The sequence below is a fragment of the Paenibacillus sp. KS1 genome, from assembly GCF_001680695.1.
Taxonomy (GTDB): domain Bacteria; phylum Bacillota; class Bacilli; order Paenibacillales; family Paenibacillaceae; genus Paenibacillus_B; species Paenibacillus_B suaedae.
The window spans coordinates 1-14,618 of sequence record NZ_MAIS01000027.1; the positions used below are offsets into that span (position 1 = coordinate 1).

The 14,618-nt window shown below is 45.4% G+C and carries 12 protein-coding genes; 6 read left to right on the plus strand and 6 right to left on the minus strand.

What is annotated here, in order from left to right:
* Nucleotides 1-338: 338 nt before the first annotated feature.
* The gene (locus tag BBG47_RS11145) at nucleotides 339-788 is read left to right on the plus strand and encodes a MarR family winged helix-turn-helix transcriptional regulator (RefSeq protein WP_065291771.1); all 450 of its coding nucleotides are present in this window, start codon (nucleotides 339-341) and stop codon (nucleotides 786-788) included.
* Nucleotides 789-849: 61 nt separating this feature from the next.
* Complete coding sequence (locus BBG47_RS11150) at nucleotides 850-2,058, plus strand: MFS transporter (protein WP_065291772.1); 1,209 nt, start codon at nucleotides 850-852, stop codon at nucleotides 2,056-2,058.
* A 164-nt stretch (nucleotides 2,059-2,222) separates the two neighbouring features.
* On the opposite strand, the gene BBG47_RS11155 is transcribed toward BBG47_RS11150, so the two are convergent.
* Entirely contained in the window at nucleotides 2,223-3,404 is a 1,182-nt protein-coding gene (locus tag BBG47_RS11155; RefSeq protein WP_254659803.1) for a PQQ-like beta-propeller repeat protein, read from the minus strand.
* Nucleotides 3,405-3,484: 80 nt separating this feature from the next.
* Nucleotides 3,485-4,396 carry a helix-turn-helix transcriptional regulator gene (locus BBG47_RS11160; RefSeq protein ID WP_065291773.1) on the minus strand — a complete coding sequence of 304 codons (912 nt, stop codon included), beginning with the start codon at nucleotides 4,394-4,396 and terminating at the stop codon, nucleotides 3,485-3,487.
* Between the two features lie 133 nt (nucleotides 4,397-4,529).
* On the opposite strand from BBG47_RS11160, the gene BBG47_RS11165 reads away from it, so the two are divergent.
* Nucleotides 4,530-5,732 (plus strand): MFS transporter, encoded by a 1,203-nt coding sequence (locus BBG47_RS11165; protein WP_065291774.1) that lies wholly within the window; start codon nucleotides 4,530-4,532, stop codon nucleotides 5,730-5,732.
* A gap of 41 nt (nucleotides 5,733-5,773) precedes the next feature.
* Nucleotides 5,774-6,169, plus strand: coding sequence for a carboxymuconolactone decarboxylase family protein (locus BBG47_RS11170; RefSeq protein WP_065291775.1), 396 nt, complete (start codon nucleotides 5,774-5,776; stop codon nucleotides 6,167-6,169).
* Between the two features lie 80 nt (nucleotides 6,170-6,249).
* Here the strand turns inward: BBG47_RS11170 and BBG47_RS11175 are convergent, their stop codons facing one another.
* Together BBG47_RS11175 and BBG47_RS29885 are read right to left on the minus strand one after the other, a co-directional pair.
* Entirely contained in the window at nucleotides 6,250-7,701 is a 1,452-nt protein-coding gene (locus BBG47_RS11175) for a 4-hydroxyphenylacetate 3-hydroxylase family protein (protein WP_065291776.1), read from the minus strand.
* A 39-nt stretch (nucleotides 7,702-7,740) separates the two neighbouring features.
* Nucleotides 7,741-7,941, minus strand: coding sequence for a hypothetical protein (locus BBG47_RS29885; RefSeq protein ID WP_065291777.1), 201 nt, complete (start codon nucleotides 7,939-7,941; stop codon nucleotides 7,741-7,743).
* A 210-nt stretch (nucleotides 7,942-8,151) separates the two neighbouring features.
* Between BBG47_RS29885 and BBG47_RS11185 the strand changes: the two genes are divergently transcribed.
* Both BBG47_RS11185 and BBG47_RS11190 read left to right on the plus strand, forming a co-directional pair.
* Nucleotides 8,152-8,808: a class I SAM-dependent methyltransferase gene (locus tag BBG47_RS11185; protein WP_065291778.1), complete on the plus strand. Its 657-nt coding sequence runs from the start codon at nucleotides 8,152-8,154 to the stop codon at nucleotides 8,806-8,808.
* Nucleotides 8,809-9,011: 203 nt separating this feature from the next.
* Nucleotides 9,012-10,256 (plus strand): glycoside hydrolase family 19 protein, encoded by a 1,245-nt coding sequence (locus BBG47_RS11190; protein WP_083189231.1) that lies wholly within the window; start codon nucleotides 9,012-9,014, stop codon nucleotides 10,254-10,256.
* A 133-nt stretch (nucleotides 10,257-10,389) separates the two neighbouring features.
* Here BBG47_RS11190 and BBG47_RS11195 read toward each other — a convergent pair whose 3' ends face one another.
* Together BBG47_RS11195 and BBG47_RS11200 are read right to left on the minus strand one after the other, a co-directional pair.
* Nucleotides 10,390-11,946, minus strand: coding sequence for an ABC-F family ATP-binding cassette domain-containing protein (locus tag BBG47_RS11195; protein WP_028532775.1), 1,557 nt, complete (start codon nucleotides 11,944-11,946; stop codon nucleotides 10,390-10,392).
* 172 nt (nucleotides 11,947-12,118) lie between these two features.
* On the minus strand, nucleotides 12,119-14,608 hold the full coding sequence (locus BBG47_RS11200) for a Hint domain-containing protein (protein WP_065291779.1): 2,490 nt from the start codon (nucleotides 14,606-14,608) through the stop codon (nucleotides 12,119-12,121).
* Nucleotides 14,609-14,618: the final 10 nt, after the last annotated feature.

The window sequence follows — 14,618 nt, forward strand, 5'->3', positions numbered from 1 at the left end:
CTCTATACAAACAACCGCCGTTGTTTATAGGTAAGACTTTGCATAGAGCGATGTCCCGAGCTTGTTTATCAACATGTTTCAGCCTCCTCATCTGTAGTAACGGATTCAGTATAGCATGAATCTATTTCCATAAAAACCCTCAATCTTATGCTGGTATCACCAGCTTACTCCATGAATCGACGTTTAACCTCATCAATTTCCCCATTAATGAATTGACAATAACGTGCTCCATCTATATAGTTAAGTAAACTTAACTAAACTAAAATGAACTTATTCAACGAAACTGAATTTGATTCTAGTTGAGGAAAGTGAATACTACCGCTATGGAGGGAATTGATATGATTGCGGAATACCGAAGAGTTATGAACGAGCTCAATGATGCTTTTCAAGATTATTTCACGGTTTATAACAAGGCAGCTAAACAAATAGATGAGTATCACTTAACGGTTCAACAAGAAAATACGCTGCTGTTTATTATGCGTAATGAGCGGACGACTGCTCATGAGATTGCATCAGCCTTTTCGATTTCCAAAAGCGCGGTTAGTCAGGTGCTGTCTAAATTGGAGGCTGGACACTTTATTATCCGTAAGAGCAATCCAGAAAATCTGCGCGAATCCTTTATTCTTCTTGGAGAGGAAGGAACAAAATATGCGGATCTCATCAACAAAGCTGATGAGTCTATTGTACAGAAGCTCTCATCTCATATTGGGCTTGAGGAATTGGAACAAATGCTTCATACGATGAGGAAGATCAACCGAGTTATAACGGGGTCTGATGAAGAACAATAACGGCTATCGAAACCTGATCACACTACGGGAAAGATAGAAAATTGAATAAGTGAGGAATAACATGAGTACAGTCACAAAAGAAAAAATGTCATTAGCACTCGTATTGTTTAATTTATTTATTGCTTACGTCGGTATTGGTCTTGCCGTCCCTGTCATGCCGTCCATTGCGAAGGAGATGCACTTAAGCGGACAAATGGTCGGCTATATGATTTCGGCTTTTGCTTTTGCACAGCTGCTCGCCTCCCCGTTTACAGGGGTTTGGGTGGAGACACTGGGAAGAAAGAAAATGATCGTATTTGGTTTATGTCTGTTTTCGTTTTCAGAGATCTTGTTCGGCATTGGAACGCAGGCTTGGGTTCTATTTGCATCGCGAATATTAGGCGGTATTAGTGATGCATTCATTATGCCAGCCGTTATTACGTACATTGCGGATCGAACGTCAATTGAGAATAGAGCCAAGGTATTGGGTTATCAAGCTGCTGCTATTAGTGCAGGTTTCATTATCGGGCCGGGACTAGGCGGTTTCATTGCCGAATTGGGCATACGTGCCCCCTTCTTCTTCGCTGCAGCCTTTGCATTCATCGCGGCGATCTTCTCCATCTTCCTGCTGCGAGAATCGCTATCTCAGGAGCAAATGGAGAATAACCGTGCACAACATATTCGCGTCAACTTCTTTGCTGAAATGAAAAAATCAGTGCAGTCCGTCTATTTTGTACCGTTTCTCATCGTGTTTGTGCTCGCGTTTGGATTGGCAGCATACGAAATGATGTTCAGCCTGTTCGTTGATGCGAAGTTTGGATTTACGGCCAAGGATATTGCATTCATTATTACGATCTGCTCAATTCTAGGAGTTGTTGCGCAAATTCTGTTCTTTGAGAAGATGGTGGCGAAATTTGGGGAGAAGAATATCATTCACGCTTCCCTCGTTGTAGCGGCATTATTCATTATGGCCACGGTATTCGTAAGCAGTTATTTAGCCATTATGGTTGTGACGAGCATTGTCTTCTTCGCTTGTGATATTCTTCGTCCAGCCGTCACTTCCTTACTCTCGAAAATGGCTGGAGAAAATCAAGGCTTCGTCGCAGGAATGAACTCCACCTACACAAGCTTAGGCATTATTGCTGGGCCGGCCATAGGCGGCTTCTTATTCGACCTGAACATTAATGCGCCATACATGTTCGCATCAGTAATCCTGCTTGCTGCACTTGTGATGTCAACCTTATGGAATCGCAAATCGCAACTGAAGCTTAATGGACAAAGCAATGATTAATTGGGACAGTCTCATAGGTCAATATTAAATTTGGAGCCTCCACATTGATAGGAGCATGCACGGAAAAAGACACTTCCATCCCACACATTCAGTGGTTTTGGAAGCGTCTTTGCACATCTTGTGGGACTGACTCATTTGATCCTATCCTTTTGAGACAACCCCATTCATTGTATACCTTTTTGCAATTTATATTGGGCTAGCTGATGTCCTTGGTTTAAGGAGTACAGATATCCATTGCCTGCATAATGATATTTTTGTCTGTCTTCGTCATTCGGATACTCATATATCGTTTGCAGGGTCTTGGCATTCAGCACCTTTTTCGCATTCTCTGTATGTATCTCGATTTGCTGATCTGGTGTTTCGAAAATGATGGCTATCGGGAGATCCACTTTCACTTCGGCTTTCGTGACAAGTCCTTTGGCATTGAACAAGCTCATTACCCCATCCGCGTACACAACATAGTTCTGTCCGATGGATTGAACCCGTGCATTTCCTGGAATGCTGCGTCCCCATAATGTTTTCCCTTTAGCGTTCATCGCGATTAACTTATTTCCGCTCTCAGGAATATTAACGCGCAGTAGAATATCACTGTTGTTAATGACCCAGGTTGCTTCATCTACATAGGTAGTTGCCCCACTCGGAAGATTATAGATAAATAGCTTGTTTAATTTCGAACCATACACCGCTAACTTGGAATTCCCGATCTCTCCTATTTGGGATACAACATATTGACCGCCAATTACGGAATACATTTGTCCCAGTGATAGTTCAGCAAGTTTTTTGCCGTTTGCACTATAGGCATATGCACGAGGTTTGCTTTTCGCTGAAGGTGTAACCTTTCTATCCGGGTCGATTAATAGAATCGTACCATCGTTCATCACATGCACGTCTTCGGCACTGGGAACAGGGATCGTCCAATTGCTTTTGCCGGAAGCATTCACGGAGAATAATTTCGTTCCTTGACCATCTTTTACAAGGGCATATACCGAGCCTAACTTACTATAAGCAATCTTCGTATTCCATGGATAAGGTGTTCCTTTCTGATAGAATGTGAAGGACCATTTCGGCTTACCGCTGCTCTCATCTACGGCGGTGACAACACCTGCTTCCCATACTTTCGTTTGAGAGGCGATATAAGTATTCGAAGCCAAATACACGGTCTTCGTGCTCGGAATATGAAATGGCGCCTCAATAAATTGATTTATCTCAGACAAGTCTTTTTGCCAACTCGGCTTCGGCAGCGGTTTGCTTGTACGACTAGCTGAGACACTAGTTACAGCACTCAAGCACAACACAACTGCCAATATAGCACTGCTCCATTTTTTGATCCTTTTGTTCGACAACATGATGTTTCACCACTCCTGTAATGTATGTAAATGCATGAATATATGAACATGTAATATTTTAACACGGACGCTTCAAATTTTCAGGAAAAATTAAGTCTGTCAGGTAAATGTTCAACTGCTATGGGTGTCAAGCTGTTTGTATCCTGATATTCCTCAAGCAGTTTGGCGAGTCTCACCACTGTGTTGTTGTCAGGAAGCGGCCGGTACAATGTCACCTTAAGATCCGGAGCATCATATACCTGGAATGTAATATGTTCCATCAACATTAGCCCTGCCTTTGGGTGGAGCAATGATTTGGTGCCAATTGGGGTTCCCATGATGTCATGGCGAGGCCACCATTGTTGGAACTCCTTACTATGTTCGATTAACTCTTGGACAAGCTCTTTGTACCAATCCTCCCCTACGTAACATGTGCTGGTAGATCGGAATGAAGCAAGCAGCCGCTTCGCATGACCCTCCCAATCGACCAGCAGCTCTCGGTAAGAAGCTGATCGAAAACAACGCCATACCGCATTGCGCTCTTTCCCATTCATGGCGGAAAAATCACCAAATACCGCACAAGCAGCGCGGTTCCAAGCCAACACATCCCATTTATGATCGGTTACGTATGCAGGACAATCCGCCCAATGCTCTAGAAAATGCTGCACAACGGCCTGAACATCCGCATGAATCATTTCCGGCTTGCTCGCTGCAGGAGGCTGCTGTAGAGCGAGTAGAAATAGATGATTCTTCTCTTCCGCGCTTAATCGCATAACCCGAGCTAAGCTCTCTAATACGTCTTGGGAGACATTAATTTCTCTTCCCTGCTCCAGCCATGTATACCACGATAGGCCGATGCCAGCTAATTGTGCTAACTCTTCCCTGCGAAGCCCCTTCACTTTGCGTCTCGTTCCGATCGGCAGACCATAATCGGCAGGCTGCAGGCGATTGCGCCGTGACTTCAGAAAGTCCCCTAATTCTTGGTGTCGCCCCTGTTCGCTCTTCTTATCCAAGCTATCTCAACTCCTATACCTATTACTCTCAATACTATGATTAACAGGAACCTATTTGGATCAGGAAAATACCCTTATTCTATCACTGCGGATAGAAGTAACTCAACTAAGAAGAACGGAGGTGATTGAAACAATGAATCGTACTTTACCAGATGTGTATCATCCACAGCTAACAAGAGGATTATTGTTCTTAATGGCATTAACATGCGGCTTTACGGTCGCCAATGTGTATGTGAGCCAAACCTTGCTTGCCAGTATGGCGCAGACGTTGGGAGGGACGATTACTCAAATTGGTTGGGTTGCAACCTTGGCGCAAGTAGGCTATGCACTGGGCAATCTGTTCTTAGTTCCGCTTGCTGATATGGTAGAGAGACGGCGTCTTATGCTTGTCCTTCTCGGGATCGTGAGTCTCTCCTTAGCGGCAGCTGCGGTATCCCCGAATATGAACTGGTTAATAAGCATTCATTTCATTATCGGAATGACCACTGTTATCCCACAAGTTGTCGTTCCGATGGCGGCTTCTCTGGTCGAAGCGGAACAGCGAGGGAGAGTGCTCGGAAATGTAGCAATCGGTTTAGTGTGCGGAATATTGGGTGCCAGGTTCATTAGCGGATGGATAGACGCTATTTATGGCTGGAGAGTCATGTACTGGATATCATTTGGCTGCATGATCGGCCTGATGATACTCGTTCGCAGCTTGTTCCCACGCAGTTATGGCCGAGCAGAGATGACATATCGAGCGTTAATCGCCTCTCTTCTTCCGTTGATTCGGAAGGAGCAAGTACTGCGCAAGACATGTATAAGTCAAGCATTCGTATTTGGAGCATTTAGTGTGTTTTGGACAACGTTAGCCTTGCTGCTTGACTCGCCTGCCTACTCCTTAGGTTCTGGTGCAGTAGGCATGGTCGGGCTGGTTGGGATTGGAGGCGCGTTCGCAACTCCCCTCGTCGGGAGAGTGATCGATCGCATGGGAGCTGTGTTTGCTGGAAGAGTATGTACGGCTGCTGCTCTGTTCTCTTACTTGCTGCTTCTGTTTTGGGGAGAAAGTCTGCTGGTACTCGTGTTCGCTGCTTTCTTGCTTACGGTTTGTACGCAAGCAAATCAAGTGGCTTGTCAGGCGCGTCTTTTCGAACAGTCTTCCGAAGCTCGCAATCGTCTGAATGGACTATATATGGTTGCAACGTTTTTGGGAGGGGCTCTAGGCTCTTACTTGGGTTTGCTTGCATGGAGCCATTGGCAATGGGGAGGAGTCTGTGTCACAGGACTCTCTATGCTCCTCATCTCTTCCATCGGTCTGATTGACAGAGGGAACTCATTTGGAACATCTAACGGTTGAGCAAATGGAAAGTTAATTTTTTACAAAGGGGAAATTTCATCATGTCACGCTGTGAAGACCACTATCAAAAAGGCTTGGACATCTTGGCACGTATCGACAAAGATCATGTTGAGGCCATTGTAAACAGTTTCAAGGATTCGCCTGCTCCGGACTTAGGACGACTTGCTGTAGAATTTAATTATGGACAGATTTTTTCGCGACCAGGGCTCGATTTGAAATCACGACTGCTTGCTTCGGTGGCAGGTTTGACTGCATTAGGCAACACTACGCAGCTCAAATTTTATATCAATGGAGCGCTCAACGTTGGATGGACAGAGGAAGAGATTGTTGAAGTAATTATGCAGATGATCATTTATGCCGGATTTCCACATGCCCTGAACACAATCTTCAAGGTAGCAGCGGAAGTCTTTGCAGAACGAAGAGCAGCTGCTAGGTAGGAATTCAATACGAAGTCTATATTTCCCTGGGTTCTTGGTCGGTGTGTCAAGGTACTCAGGGATCATTCACATTCAAGGAATTATGTCAAAAAGCGGTTGACCCGATCTGCATACTTCGCCCGACTATCTTGGTATTCGGCATACATCCGGTTATTTACAACTGTGCTGTTGCCGAAGAAGAAGCGCTCATAGACAGACTGCCTCCCGCCGAATGAGCTGACGCACAGCTCCCATGCCAATCGCGCCAACTGCACGCTCTTCTTGGCATCCAGATCGATACCCTTCATGTAACGATCTAGCTGATCGCGAATATCGGTGTTGAAGTCCCTCTCTTGTGGAATCATAATTAAATTGCTGGCGCCGATCAATTGGATGATTTCAATAATACGAGGATACATCTTCTGATAATATACATTGGCGGCAATAAGCGGCTTGCGATTAGGAAGCATACTGTCCCATCTATCTACAGCTGCCCCCTTTTCGGCAGCAAGTTGGAAAGCCTTGAGCGTCTCCACGGCTACAATAACTTCTGCAACCTTTTCAATAATATGTTCATGGTTATTAATCCCTGTGGCTTCAACCAGCATTTCGATCGTACCGAGCATGAACTCCGTTTTTGCAATATTTTTGCAAATAATTTGAGTGCCGGCATAAACGTGGAAATTACTTTCCGTCATGAGCCGAGACGCCATCCTCTCGTCCCCGCATACAAATACCCGATCCCATGGGACAGTAACATCATCGAACACGACAAGCGTATCCATCTCTTCAAATCGGGAACTAAGCGGGTAATCATAGGAAGAATCGCCAGCTGAGAAGCTTTCTCTACATATAAAACGGATGCCCTCTAGGTTACTAGGAACCGCAAATACGAATGAATAAGGATTGTCTTCCGCTTCAGTCCAAGAGAAAGGAGTTGGATATACGAGTATTTCATCGGAGGTTGCTCCCTGTGTGTCTAATAAAAACGCCCCGCGAACTACAATCCCATCCTTATTTTTGTCCATGATTCGGGCGGCTTCCGGTTCTTTGAAGGTTCGGAGAAAAGTAGCTATTCTAGCTGTCTTGGGCTGAATGAATACATGAGAGAGCGTGATATCGTTCTCGCGGCAATACTCGTAATACCCCTTCAAGTTGGATGCATACGCGGGATATTCTTCTTCAAGTACCCCGGCAGCTGATGCATACGCCATAATGGCAGTATTCATATAATCAGGCGCACGACCAAGAAATCCATGATGGACATTCGCCCATGTCTCCATCATAGTTCTTCGCTGTACGAGATCCTTCATCGTCTTCGGCTGCATATAGGACAGACCTACTGGATCGCCTGTTAAGGGCGAAGAATACACGAGGCGTGCCTTCACTTTCCCGGCAACCTGCATGTCATACATGTTCGCTTGTGTAGCCATAAGTCCCTTGAAGGCTTCGTGTTCGGAAATTTCCCCTCTTATCTTTCCCCCTGCGATTCTAACATCGGGGAGATTGCTGTTAATCCGTTCTATATATTCCTTGCCGCTCTTCACTGGCATTGAATCAGCCTCCATCGCCGCTGCGTTGTTATGGATACATTATTCCATACAGGCCAAATTGGAAATGGGCGAACACCCGAAGCGCAAGCCATACTGGTAAGTATTCAATAACAATCTCAATTCATATACCACTCCTTCGTCTGTCTTGGATCGGTATATATACATGTTGCCGTTGTCACCGATCATGAAGCGCGGCTTCTCTTCAGATGCGATCTGCACGACGAATTCAAATTTCTCCATGGAATCAGGACACTGGATATAAGCGGGATAATCGCGTCGTACCGGGTCATGTAAATGAACTTTTCACTGGAAGGAAATATAATCGATCTGACATAATTGCCTTAATATGTTAATATAGTACGGAGAATAAGAATTACATATGATGAATCCCACATTACACATCTTACATACTTCTGCATTCGAACTTAGGAGTAAAGGGGCTGTGCATTCATGACACATAAAGGGTATATTCCGGCTATGAAGTTCCATTGGTTGACCCCTGTATATGATCCGTTGTTAAAATGGGGGATGAAAGAGAACAAGTTCAAGACCCATTTGGTTCAACAAGGGAATTTGAAGCCAGGTCAACGTATTCTCGATTTGGCTTGTGGAACGGGCACATTGACGTTAATGTTGAAGCAAGCACAGGGGGAAGCTGAAATTGTAGGGCTTGATGCTGATCCAGAAATATTGGCGATTGCGAAGAATAAGGCAGTACAGAATAAGGTGGATATTGATTTTCAGCAAGGAATGTCCACGGATCTCCCTTTTCCAGATGCCCATTTGGATCACGTTTTTTCAAGTCTCTTTTTCCACCATCTGACCCTCGATATGAAGCGCCGCACGGTAGAAGAGCTGCATCGTGCCTTGCGTCCTGGCGGGACGATTAACATCATTGATTTTGATAAACCGCAAAACAGTTGGATGCGTCTTGCCTTTTACCCGATTCAATGGCTGGATGGCTTCACAACGACCCGGGATCATGTCCACGGTATTCTTCCTGAATTGCACCAGGAATGTGGATTTGAGAATGTGGAGCAAACCGGTCAGTTTGCGACCATATTCGGCACGTTGCGCTCTTATCGTGCACAGAAGCCGTCAGTATAATGGCCTCCTTATTTCCACAACATGTATGGAAATTGTTCTAATCTGCTCTATTGAAAAGAACCATTCATTCTATTATCTGTACAGTAGGAACTCATCTTGCAAAGAGCTTAGAACTGATGGAGGTGAGATTATCTCAAGTGAGGAGTGATATTACTTGATTGTCTGTTTCTATTTCTTCTTACTTTAATATAAGGAGGCTTTCTATGAAAAAGATGATCGATAAGAGAGTATTCATGCTAGCAATTGTGATAGTAACCGTTCTTGTATCTCCTCTTACTGCTTTTGCTGCTCTAACTGCCCCATCGTTAGCGGTTACTGCGTCGAATGCAGCATGTAGCTTGAGTTGGAATGCGATTAGCGGAGCATCAGGTTATGATATATATCGCAACGGCAATTGGTATAAATGGACAAATACGTTGTCCTACGCTGATACGGGATTGACCAACGGATCAACCTATACGTATACCGTTGCCGCGCAAAATGACAAGACTAGTCCTGTAGAGACATCCCCGCATAGCGCCAGCAAAGCTTGCACGCCAACCGCCTCAGGCGGCAGCACATTGCCAGCCCCTACTTTATCGGTAAGTGCATCGAATGGAACCTGTAGCTTAAGCTGGAATGCTATCAATGGAGCAACAGGTTATGATATCTATCGCAACGGCGATTGGTATAAATGGATCAGCGCTTTGTCCTTTTCCGATACGGGATTGACGAACGGAACAAACTATACGTATACCGTTGCCGCACAGAATGACAAGACTACTCCTGTTACTACTTCGCCGCAAAGCTCCAGTAAAACTTGCAAACCTGTTTCTGGCGGTACTGGTGGCGGCTTTGTCGTTACCGAGGCTCAATTCAATCAAATGTTCCCTAACCGCAATCCATTCTATACTTATTCCGGTTTAGTATCCGCTCTGTCCTCCTACCCTGCCTTTGCCAATACAGGAAGCGACACGATCAAAAAACAAGAGGCAGCAGCTTTTCTAGGAAATGTAGCCCAAGAAACGGGACATTTAAAATACATCGTTGAGTTGGATACGGCAAATTATCCGTTTTATTGCAATAACAATAATGTTCAGTATCCATGTGCTCCTGGAAAGCAGTACTATGGAAGAGGCCCGCTCCAAATAAGCTGGAACTACAACTATGGTGCTGCTGGCGCTGCATTGGGACTTCCGCTTCTGACCAATCCAGACTTGGTCGCGCAGGATTCTTCAGTAGCATGGAAAACGGCCTTGTGGTTCTGGAACACACAGAACGGAGCAGGAACGATGACTCCGCATAATGCAATTGTCAACGGAGCAGGCTACGGGGAGACCATTCGTTCCATTAACGGGACACAGGAATGTAACGGCTCAAATCCAGCGGCGGTTGAAAATCGAGTCAACTTCTTTACGATCTTCGCCAATTTGCTTGGCATTTCTACAGGAAGCAATCTCAGATGTTAGTTTTGCATTGCTTTGCATAACAAACTTTTCTTCGAGCAGGTACGGAATGGCCATATTAAATGAACTTAGTCAGTTTGTGTTCATGTACAAAAAAACGACTCCGTGGCAACGGAGTCGTTTTTTACATATCCAATTAAAATACTTTTGTCGTCCAAGATTCACAGTTCCATGTCTCTGTCACGATATCGCGATAGAATTCAGGTTCGTGAGAAATAAGCAGGACGCTGCCTTTGTACGCTTTAAGGGCACGCTTCAGTTCTTCCTTCGCATCAACATCCAAGTGGTTCGTCGGCTCATCGAGTACGAGCAAGTTTGTCTCCACGTTAATGAGCTTGCACAAGCGAACTTTCGCCTTTTCCCCACCACTTAGCACTGCAATTTTACTTTCGATATGCTTCGTTGTCAGTCCGCATTTCGCCAGTGCTGCACGAACTTCGAATTGTGTAAAGGAAGGGAACTCTTTCCAGATCTCTTCAATACATGTATTGTAATTCGCGTCTTTGACTTCCTGTTCGAAGTACCCGATGTCCAGGTTGTCACCCTTCTCTACAGAGCCCGAGATTGCAGGGATTTCGCCCAAGATGCTGCGAAGCAATGTCGTCTTACCGATACCGTTCGCGCCGACGAAGGCGATCTTCTGGCCGCGCTCCATACGGAGGTTCAATGGACGGGACAATGGCTCATTGTAACCAATAACCAAGTCTTTTGTCTCGAATACAAGCTTGCTGGAAGCCCGGGAATCCTTGAAGTTGAACTGAGGCTTCGGCTTCTCCTTCGCTAGTTCGATCACTTCCATCTTGTCAAGCTTCTTCTGACGGGACATCGCCATGTTGCGTGTCGCGACGCTCGCTTTGTTGCGTGCAACGAAGTCTTTCAGGTCAGCAATTTCCTGCTGTTGGCGCTTATAGGCAGATTCCAGCTGCTGCTTCTTCATTTCATAGACTTCCTGGAACTTGTCGTAGTCGCCCACGTAGCGGTTAAGCTCCTGGTTCTCCATATGGTAGATCAGGTTAATAACGCTATTCAAGAACGGAATATCGTGCGAGATAAGGATGAACGCATTCTCGTACGCTTGCAGATAACGCTTCAGCCATTCGATATGCTGTTCATCCAAATAGTTCGTAGGCTCGTCCAAGAGCAGGATGTCTGGCTTCTCAAGCAATAGCTTTGCGAGCAGCACCTTCGTACGCTGACCGCCACTCAAGTCGTGTACGTCTTTGTCCAGGCCAATATCAACCAAGCCAAGCCCTCGAGCAGTCTCCTCGACCTTCGCATCGATCAAGTAGAAGTCTTGATTCGTAAGCGTATCTTGAATCGTACCGACTTCCTCTAGAAGCTTCTCCAGTTCCTCTGGCGTTACATCACCCATTTTGCCATACATGTCGTTCATTTCTTGTTCCATATCAAATAAATATTGGAACGCGCTTCTCAATACATCACGAATTGTCAAGCCTTTGCTAAGTACGGCATGCTGATCGAGGTAGCCAACGCGCACGCGCTTGGACCATTCAACTTTGCCTTCATCCGGCTGTAGTTTGCCAGTAATAATATTCATAAAAGTGGACTTGCCTTCTCCATTGGCGCCAATTAGTCCAATGTGCTCGCCCTTGAGCAGGCGGAAGGATACGTCCTTGAAGATCGCACGGTCTCCAAAGCCGTGGCTGAGTCGTTCTACGTTTAATATGCTCATTCATGACACCTTTTCTTATAGTCTTTGTACTCGATATATTATAAACGTTATCGAGCTTAAAAGTAAGCGTAAAATCGAACTTGGAATGAATAAAGCAGCATCAGGGTGTCATAAATGAGTTGACTCTTTTATATCATTAGCTCGAACTTATGGAAAACGAATTGCTCCTCACTTATTTCACGTTACCTTCATCAAGTTCAGACAGCAGCTTCGGCAGTGTTTGACTTAATACGCTTCCCATCTGCGCGCCAAACTGGAACGCAAACTGAGCTTCTCGCTCCTTCGACCAAGTTTGCTTGGCAACTGTCTGAAGACGAACGTCCTCTGGGGTAATCAAGCGCAAATCAAAATAAAGAAAACCGCAGTCCACCCCATTGACATTGAGGAGTAACGCATTTCGATGTGCATAATCGTTCGAGAGAGGCCACTCAATAAGATTGCAAGCCGAGAATATCATCTGTTTTGTATCTGCATCTACAATGGTGAATTGAACTTGCATTTGCATTTGTTCCGTCTCAATCGGAAACTCAGCAAAATATAATTCATCGTAAAACGTTCGACAGAAAAGGCTTGGCTTATCTTGCACTGCAGCGTCTCGTTCTTTCGTCCAACTAACGGTGGAATAAAGATGTTTATTCACCTGAACAGCTGCCGTTATCTCGAACGTAAGATTACGATGAATCATGGCCTCCTCTGCGTCTAAGCATAGACTGTGAACACTGAGGGCAAGGATTCGATTCGTTGGAAGGAAATGCAGGCTGCGAGACGAACCCGGCTTTCCCGTTCTCTCTCCTACTTCTGCATCGGCCACATACTCGGAACCAGTGGCGCCTATCGAGAACCGTCTCCATCCCATAGATACAGCCCCTTGTAGCTGTTCCGCATGCTTAGAGAGCAGCAGTGTAGCCCATCTCCCGTTGCTGCGATGATAATGCGCGTCTTCTGGATGTGCGCCGCGATAGTAAGATAGATGATTCGCCATAAGTTCTGGTAATGGATGCGATTGGAATAGGCTAATGATTTCCCGTGTGTTGACTGCAACATGTACATCTTGTATAACGGCTAATGCCTGTACAATTGAGTCATTTATGCACTGAGAAAGAAGATGCTGAGCAACAAAACTGTTTATTGACTCTACGTTAATACCAGTATCTCCGATGTTTTCATACATGGTGTGCAGCATCATCAGCATGGTCGCCGTCAGGAGAGGAGCATGCATAAACGCTGGAAATTCGGACATCGCAAGAAACTGAATAGAATCATCGCCGATGTAATACTCCGAGGTTCCAAGTTCATTTGGCTCAAGAATCAAATCGTATACAAGCTGCTCTCCATTGACGTTTGCCTGCGGCTCATGCTCCAGCACCTGTCGGATTGTGGATTTCGTGGGTTCTGCTTTGTATTCAGTGGTTTGATAGGCATGCAGAACGGTATCTTCATTCAACGGCATGATTCCGAGCGCGCTCATTGTTGGCATATTGAACCCTAGATGTCTTGGCTCGATAGCAGCGAGCTGCGGCTCATGCTCCTCGCCAGCTCTAACGAACGGGTGAAGTGCCGTGAACTTGGCTGTACAATCATTCAGTGAATATAAGTAACGACCAGCCAAGTCTTCGTTAACCAACAGCATCACGCTTCGAGGTCCATTCGGTGTAAGAACTTGATCGCCTGCTTGTATGTGCTCTATTGCCCGCAGTGTTCTATCCGCCATTCTGACCATCGACCCTGCAGCGAAACAACTGCTCGGTTCATTCTTATATATGTTGCCGGGATCATCAAAGAAAGATTGTGCATAAAACTCAGGAACTTTGACATACACATCCCCTGACTCCAGATACGCATATTTAACAATACGCGAATCCGCTTCTTTAAATTGCTCATAGCTAATCGAACGAGCCGGCATCCACGTTTGGTAACTACGCCAAGCTTCCTTACGCACTGAAGAAGGGAGAGTCCCATTTGTACCACGAACGATCTCGTCAATAAGGTTATCCAAGTCTCGAACACCCAAGCACACGAGCTTAATCCAGGTATGATAGAAAAACCATTCAGGGTCAGGGAAATTCCCTGAAATCAACATTTGTGTGACCATCTCCAGCCATTGCGAAGACTGAAGCATTCCTTCATATTTGAGCAGCGCTTGTTCAGGGCCCCCTAATTCTGTAACGAGACTGGCGTATTCAGGCATCTCATGCATAAATACTTGAGCATACCAGATCCACAATCGGTTATTGATTAAGGAATTTGCATTTTGAATTTGCCGATCGATGGCTTCCTTCCGCATTTCTTTTTTTATTGAAGCGGATATCTTATATATATCCTGGCACAGCAGTGCAACGGCAAAGTCGGACCACTGTGCCTGCTCCAGATGATCATATGGGCCATTATACAAGATCGATTCATAAGGATCGGGGGTATAACTTGGGAAGAACAAAGCCCGGTACGAACCGGTTTCATACAGCATCTTGCTAAACAATCGTTCCTTCAGTTCTCCTGGCAACGCCCCTTTCAAATGTGCAACAATCGCCCGGAACAAAGCATCCGCAACCGGATTCCTGGTCATGGTAGGCTGCAGCACGACAAACTTGCTAAGCGCTGTAAGGGAATCAATCTCGTCTGCAAAATCGCGCTCCATCCGTTTTTCAAAATCTTGCAAACTCATATCGATACCG

Excerpts from the sequence above, each read along its gene's own strand:
- BBG47_RS11145 (WP_065291771.1), top strand. The coding sequence starts at position 339 with ATGATTGCGGAATACCGAAGAGTTATGAACGAGCTCAATGATGCTTTT.
- BBG47_RS11150 (WP_065291772.1), top strand. The coding sequence starts at position 850 with ATGAGTACAGTCACAAAAGAAAAAATGTCATTAGCACTCGTATTGTTT.
- BBG47_RS11155 (WP_254659803.1), bottom strand. The coding sequence starts at position 3,404 with ATGTTGTCGAACAAAAGGATCAAAAAATGGAGCAGTGCTATATTGGCA.
- BBG47_RS11165 (WP_065291774.1), top strand. The coding sequence starts at position 4,530 with ATGAATCGTACTTTACCAGATGTGTATCATCCACAGCTAACAAGAGGA.
- BBG47_RS11170 (WP_065291775.1), top strand. The coding sequence starts at position 5,774 with ATGTCACGCTGTGAAGACCACTATCAAAAAGGCTTGGACATCTTGGCA.
- BBG47_RS11175 (WP_065291776.1), bottom strand. The coding sequence starts at position 7,701 with ATGCCAGTGAAGAGCGGCAAGGAATATATAGAACGGATTAACAGCAAT.
- BBG47_RS29885 (WP_065291777.1), bottom strand. The coding sequence starts at position 7,941 with ATGGAGAAATTTGAATTCGTCGTGCAGATCGCATCTGAAGAGAAGCCG.
- BBG47_RS11185 (WP_065291778.1), top strand. The coding sequence starts at position 8,152 with ATGACACATAAAGGGTATATTCCGGCTATGAAGTTCCATTGGTTGACC.
- BBG47_RS11190 (WP_083189231.1), top strand. The coding sequence starts at position 9,012 with ATGAAAAAGATGATCGATAAGAGAGTATTCATGCTAGCAATTGTGATA.
- BBG47_RS11195 (WP_028532775.1), bottom strand. The coding sequence starts at position 11,946 with ATGAGCATATTAAACGTAGAACGACTCAGCCACGGCTTTGGAGACCGT.
- BBG47_RS11200 (WP_065291779.1), bottom strand. The coding sequence starts at position 14,608 with ATGAGTTTGCAAGATTTTGAAAAACGGATGGAGCGCGATTTTGCAGAC.